At 57.1% G+C, this 3,196-nt stretch carries 1 rRNA gene; it reads right to left on the reverse strand.

Annotated elements, in window-relative coordinates:
* Positions 1-22: 22 nt before the first annotated feature.
* Positions 23-3,146 (reverse strand): 23S ribosomal RNA (locus IE258_RS40325).
* Positions 3,147-3,196: the final 50 nt, after the last annotated feature.

Genomic DNA, 3,196 nt, shown 5'->3' on the forward strand with positions numbered 1-3,196 from the left:
AACACAGTGGACGCGAGCAACTGAGGACAAGCCCTCGGCCTATTAGTACCGGTCACCTCCACACCTCACGGTGCTTCCAGATCCGGCCTATCAACCCAGTCGTCTACTGGGAGCCTTAACCCCTCAAGGGGGTGGGAGTCCTCATCTCGAAGCAGGCTTCCCGCTTAGATGCTTTCAGCGGTTATCCCTCCCGAACGTAGCCAACCAGCCATGCCCTTGGCAGAACAACTGGCACACCAGAGGTTCGTCCGTCCCGGTCCTCTCGTACTAGGGACAGCCCTTCTCAAGACTCCTACGCGCACAGCGGATAGGGACCGAACTGTCTCACGACGTTCTAAACCCAGCTCGCGTACCGCTTTAATGGGCGAACAGCCCAACCCTTGGGACCGACTCCAGCCCCAGGATGCGACGAGCCGACATCGAGGTGCCAAACCATCCCGTCGATATGGACTCTTGGGGAAGATCAGCCTGTTATCCCCGGGGTACCTTTTATCCGTTGAGCGACGGCGCTTCCACAAGCCACCGCCGGATCACTAGTCCCGACTTTCGTCCCTGCTCGACCCGTCGGTCTCACAGTCAAGCTCCCTTGTGCACTTACACTCAACACCTGATTGCCAACCAGGCTGAGGGAACCTTTGGGCGCCTCCGTTACTCTTTAGGAGGCAACCGCCCCAGTTAAACTACCCATCAGACACTGTCCCTGATCCGGATCACGGACCCAGGTTAGACATCCAGCACGACCAGACTGGTATTTCAACGACGACTCCACCCACACTGGCGTGCGAGCTTCAAAGTCTCCCAGCTATCCTACACAAGCCGAACCGAACACCAATATCAAACTGTAGTAAAGGTCCCGGGGTCTTTCCGTCCTGCTGCGCGAAACGAGCATCTTTACTCGTAGTGCAATTTCACCGGGCCTATGGTTGAGACAGTCGAGAAGTCGTTACGCCATTCGTGCAGGTCGGAACTTACCCGACAAGGAATTTCGCTACCTTAGGATGGTTATAGTTACCACCGCCGTTTACTGGCGCTTAAGTTCTCAGCTTCGCCACACCGAAATGTGACTAACCGGTCCCCTTAACGTTCCAGCACCGGGCAGGCGTCAGTCCGTATACATCGCCTTACGGCTTCGCACGGACCTGTGTTTTTAGTAAACAGTCGCTTCTCGCTGGTCTCTGCGGCCACCCCCAGCTCGGAGTGCAAGACTCGTCACCGGGTGTGGCCCCCCTTCTCCCGAAGTTACGGGGGCATTTTGCCGAGTTCCTTAACCATAGTTCACCCGAACGCCTCGGTATTCTCTACCTGACCACCTGAGTCGGTTTAGGGTACGGGCCGCCATGAAACTCGCTAGAGGCTTTTCTCGACAGCATAGGATCATCCACTTCACCACAATCGGCTCGGCATCAGGTCTCAGCCACAAGGTGTGCGGATTTACCTACACACCGGCCTACACCCTTACCCCGGGACAACCACCGCCCGGGATGGACTACCTTCCTGCGTCACCCCATCACTCACCTACTAACCGCTTGGTTCGGCGGCTCCACCACTCCCCTCAACTCCGAAGAGATCAGGGCGGCTTCACGGCCTTAGCATTACGATGCTCGATGTTTGACGCTTCACAGCGGGTACCGGAATATCAACCGGTTATCCATCGACTACGCCTGTCGGCCTCGCCTTAGGTCCCGACTTACCCTGGGCAGATCAGCTTGACCCAGGAACCCTTAGTCAATCGGCGCAAACGTTTCTCACGTTTGTATCGCTACTCATGCCTGCATTCTCACTCGTGAACCGTCCACAACTCGCTTCCGCGGCTGCTTCACCCGGCACACGACGCTCCCCTACCCATCCATACAGGCGTTGGCCCTATTGTATGAATGACACGACTTCGGCGGTACGCTTGAGCCCCGCTACATTGTCGGCGCGGAATCACTAGACCAGTGAGCTATTACGCACTCTTTCAAGGGTGGCTGCTTCTAAGCCAACCTCCTGGTTGTCTGTGCGACTCCACATCCTTTCCCACTTAGCGTACGCTTAGGGGCCTTAGTCGATGCTCTGGGCTGTTTCCCTCTCGACCATGGAGCTTATCCCCCACAGTCTCACTGCCGCGCTCTCACTTACCGGCATTCGGAGTTTGGCTAAGGTCAGTAACCCGGTAGGGCCCATCGCCTATCCAGTGCTCTACCTCCGGCAAGAAACACACGACGCTGCACCTAAATGCATTTCGGGGAGAACCAGCTATCACGGAGTTTGATTGGCCTTTCACCCCTAACCACAGGTCATCCCCCAGGTTTTCAACCCTGGTGGGTTCGGTCCTCCACGACCTCTTACAGCCGCTTCAACCTGCCCATGGCTAGATCACTCCGCTTCGGGTCTTGAGCGTGCTACTAAAATCGCCCTGTTCGGACTCGCTTTCGCTACGGCTTCCCCACCCGGGTTAACCTCGCAACACACCGCAAACTCGCAGGCTCATTCTTCAAAAGGCACGCAGTCACGAGACACCAAGCAAGCTTGATGTCCGACGCTCCCACGGCTTGTAGGCACACGGTTTCAGGTACTATTTCACTCCGCTCCCGCGGTACTTTTCACCATTCCCTCACGGTACTATCCGCTATCGGTCACCAGGGAATATTTAGGCTTAGCGGGTGGTCCCGCCAGATTCACACGGGATTTCTCGGGCCCCGTGCTACTTGGGTGTCTCTCCAACGAGCCGCTGACGTTTCGACTACGGGGGTCTTACCCTCTACGCCGGACCTTTCGCATGTCCTTCGCCTACATCAACGGTTTCTGACTCGTCCTGTTGCCGGCAGACAACAGAAGAGAGATCCCACAACCCCGCACACGCAACCCCTGCCGGGTCTCACACGTATACGGTTTGGCCTCATCCGGTTTCGCTCGCCACTACTCCCGGAATCACGGTTGTTTTCTCTTCCTGCGGGTACTGAGATGTTTCACTTCCCCGCGTTCCCTCCACACTGCCTATGTGTTCAGCAGCGGGTGACAGCCCATGACGACTGCCGGGTTTCCCCATTCGGACACCCCCGGATCAAAGCCTGGTTGACGACTCCCCGGGGCCTATCGTGGCCTCCCACGTCCTTCATCGGTTCCTGGTGCCAAGGCATCCACCGTGCGCCCTTAAAAACTTGGCCACAGATGCTCGCGTCCACTGTGCAGTTCTCAAACAACGACCAACCACCCG

The organism is Streptomyces tendae, assembly GCF_014650435.1.
In the GTDB taxonomy this organism is placed as follows: Bacteria; Actinomycetota; Actinomycetes; order Streptomycetales; family Streptomycetaceae; genus Streptomyces; species Streptomyces tendae.